This window comes from Solicola agrisoli, from assembly GCF_049059935.1.
GTDB lineage: Bacteria > Actinomycetota > Actinomycetes > Propionibacteriales > Nocardioidaceae > JAURVT01.
In genome coordinates, this window is sequence record NZ_JBMGQR010000138.1 from 1 (window position 1) to 3,497 (window position 3,497).

The 3,497-nt window shown below is 74.9% G+C and carries 3 protein-coding genes; 2 read left to right on the forward strand and 1 reads right to left on the reverse strand.

The window, feature by feature from the left end; genetic code table 11:
* A partial coding sequence (locus ACI6PP_RS23020; protein ID WP_421114084.1) for a PucR family transcriptional regulator occupies positions 1–1,545 on the forward strand: 1,545 nt, incomplete at its 5' end.
* 74 nt (positions 1,546–1,619) lie between these two features.
* Here the strand turns inward: ACI6PP_RS23020 and ACI6PP_RS23025 are convergent.
* Positions 1,620–2,621, reverse strand: coding sequence for an LLM class flavin-dependent oxidoreductase (locus ACI6PP_RS23025; protein ID WP_421114085.1), 1,002 nt, complete (start codon positions 2,619–2,621; stop codon positions 1,620–1,622).
* 298 nt (positions 2,622–2,919) lie between these two features.
* Between ACI6PP_RS23025 and ACI6PP_RS23030 the strand changes: the two genes are divergently transcribed.
* Positions 2,920–3,497, forward strand: a 578-nt coding sequence (locus ACI6PP_RS23030) for a lipid II:glycine glycyltransferase FemX (protein ID WP_421114086.1), incomplete at its 3' end; no start/stop codon positions are given.

Genomic DNA, 3,497 nt, shown 5'->3' on the forward strand with positions numbered 1-3,497 from the left:
CTGGCGACCCCCTCGTTCCGACGGGCGGGCGTGGAGGTGGTGCACGGGTCGCCCCGCACCACCAGCGTGCGGTGGGTGCACTCGTCGGAGGTCTACGAGATGGGCGGCCTGCTGGCCGGCGGCGAGGTGCTGCTGACGTCCGGGCTCGGTCTGCTCGGACGTCCGCCGGCCCAGCTCACCGCGTACGTCGACCGGCTGGCCGACGCCGGGTGCGTCGCGCTCGCGGTCGAGCTGGGCCGGTCGTTCGTCACGATGCCCGCCGAGATCGAGCAGGCCGCGCGACGTCGAGGCCTGGTGCTCCTCGCGCTGCACGAGGTGGTGCCGTTCGAGCAGATCGTGGAGGACTTCCACGACCTGGTGGTGGGTCGACGCGTCGCCGCGTCGCGCACGTCGGGGCCGGTCTGGCAGGAGCTGCTCGGCATCGTGGTCGCGGGCCAGGGGATGGGCACGCTGCTGCGCGCGGTGGGCCGGCTCGCCGACAGCACCGTCTGGTTCGTCGGACCGGACGGGACGGTGCTGGAGCGCAGCCGCCCCGACGAGCAGCCCGACGGCAGGCCCACGACCACCGCCGACGTGAGGGGTCCGCACGGGAGCGTGGGACGGCTGGTGCTCTCGGGCACCGCCACCGACCGACGGTCGGCACTGGCCGAGCAGGCGGCCGTCGCGGTCGCCCTCGAGCGGGGACGCGAGCCCACGTCGGTGCGCAGCCCGTCGGCGGCGCAGGCCGTCGTCACCGAGGTGCTCGCCGGGACGCTGACGTCGGACGCCGCGGTGGCCTCGGCCTGCCGGGAGGCCGGGTGGGACCCCGACCCGGGACGGCACACCGTGGTCGCGGTGCTCGACGTCGACGTGCGCGTGCCCCCGCACGAGGTGGTGCCCGCGGTCCGTCAGGCGGTGACCGCGCGCCTCGGGTCCGGGGTGGTGGGCTGGCAGGGGCACCAGGTCGTCGTCATCGCGCCGGGGTGGGTGCGCCCCGAGCCCGGACGCGTCCGCGACGTCGTCGCGGCGGTGCTCGACGACCTCGGCGACGAGGGCGAGCCCGTCCACGCGGTGGGGGTGGCCGCGCCCCTGGCCTCGCTGTCGACCGTGCCCGCCGCGGTGGCGACGGCGCAGGAGGTCGTGCGCCTCGCCCGCCGGATCGGCTCGCGCGAGCGGGTGGTCCTCGCTCGCGACCTCGGCCCGCACCGCCTGCTCGCCCGGCTGCCACCGTCGGAGGTGCTGGCCTTCATCACCGAGCAGCTCGGGGCGCTCATCGCGCACGACGCGGCGCACGGCACCGACCTGGTGCGGACCGTCGACGCCTACCTGGGGTCACGGTCGAACAAGGCCGCGGCGGCGCAGGTGCTCGGCATCCGCCGGCAGTCGCTCTACGCGCGGATGGAGCGGATCGAGTCGCTGCTGGGCGTCCCGCTCGACGACGCGTCCCACCAGGCCTGCCTCGCGCTGGCCATCGCCGGGTGGAGGATGCGCACCGGCTCGGACCCGCAGGTCTCCTCGCGCGAGCTCGTCGGCGCCGTCGGCCTGCCCGTCTCGTCCGCGACCTGAAGCCTTGTGGTGCTCACGCACGGTGTTCGAGCACCCGAAGGCTTCGGATCGCGGACGGGGGAGACGCGCCGGCGTCAGGACCAGGCGTCGGCGAGCAGCTCGTAGGAGCGGATGCGCTCGGCGGCGTCGTGCACCTGGGTGACGACGATCAGCTCGTCGGCGTCGGCCTCCTTGGCGCGACGCTCGAGGTCGTCCTTGACCTCGGCGGGGGTGCCGATGCTGGAGAAGTGGCGGCGGCTGTTGGCCAGGTTGCGCTCCTGGAGGGTCCAGTGGTGCGCCGCGGCCTCCTCGGGCGTGGGCAGCGGGCCGGGCGAGCCCTGCATCAGCCGCACCATCGACAGGTCGTTGGCCAGGGCCAGCTGCTCGGCGCGCTCGTGGGTGTCGGCGACGATCGCCGCGACGCCCAGCAGCACGTGCGGCTCCGAGCGGCGCGCGGACGGACGGAACCCGTCGCGATAGCCGCGGACGGCCTCGGCGGGGTCGGCCGCACCGAAGTGCCCGGCGAACGCGAACCCGGTGCCGAACGCCGCGGCGGCCTGGCCCCCGTAGAGGCTGGAGCCGAGGATGAACACCGGCGGCAGGTCGACGTCGTCGGGGATCGCGCGGATCGGCGCGAACGGGTGGTCGGCCGGGAAGCCGTCGACGTAGGCGAGCAGCTCGTTGTACTGCTCGGGGAAGTCGTCGGCGGTGAGCGCCTCGCGGCTGCGACGCAGGGCGATCGCCGTCAGCTGGTCGGTGCCGGGCGCGCGTCCGAGTCCGAGGTCGATGCGGCCCGGGTGCAGCGCCTCGAGGACGCGGAACGTCTCGGCGACGACCAGCGGCGACCAGTTCGGCAGCATGATGCCGCCCGACCCGACGCGGATCGTGCTCGTCGCGTTGGCCACCGCCTCGATCATCACCGTCGGCGCGGAGCTGGCGACGCTGCCGATGTTGTGGTGCTCGGCCAGCCAGTAGCGGTCGTAGCCGAACGCCTCGGCCGCGCGCGCGAGGTCGAGCGTCTCGGCCAGCGCGGCGGACGTGGTGCGTCCGGCGGCGACGGGCGAGAGGTCCAGGACGGAGAGGCGGGTGTCGTTCACACCTGGCACAACGCGGGAGGGGCGACGCGGATTCCGCGGGCCGGCCGGGGTGGCGGTTCCCCCGCGACCGCCACCCTCGACCTGCCGACCGTCCGAGCCGGTCCCCTGCGTCCGATTCCCCCCGGGACGGGCCTCGGCCGACCTGGCACGATCCGCCCCGAGAAGAGCTCGGATCGTGCTGCGTCGATGAAGGGACGCGGGCCCACGCGATTCGTGACGCGGGTTCGGGAACATTTCTGCAGGTGTGGGCCACGCCGCACGATTCGGGGAGCCGCCGGGGGTCCGCTAGCGTGACGGGGTGACTCCCGCAGCGCTGACCGTCTCCTCGATCACGCCCGAGGACCACCTCGCCTTCCTCGCCACGCAGCCCAGCGCGAGCTTCCTGCAGACGCCCGCCTGGGCCGCGGTGAAGTCCGAGTGGCGCGCGGAGTCGATCGGCTGGTTCCGCGCCGGGCAGCAGGCGCCCGTCGGTGCCGGTCTGGTGCTCCACCGCAGCCTGCCCAAGATCGGTCGCACGCTCGCCTACCTGCCCGAGGGCCCCGTCATCGACTGGTTCGCCGACGACCTCGCCGCCTGGCTCACCCCGATGCGCGAGCACCTCAGGGGCCAGGGCGCGTTCGGCATCCGGATGGGCCCGCCGGTCGTCACCCGCCGCTGGGACGCCGCCACGATCAAGAAGGCCATCGCCGACGACGCGCTGCGCTCGCTCGCCGACGTCCCCGCCACCGAGCAGGACGACGTCGCCGCCGCGATCCCTGCCACGCTGCGCGGTCTCGGCTGGCGCGAGCTGCCCACCGAGGGCGGGTTCTCCGCGGGCCAGCCCAAGTACAACTTCCAGCTGCCGCTCGCCGGGCGCACCGAGGACCAGGTGCTGGC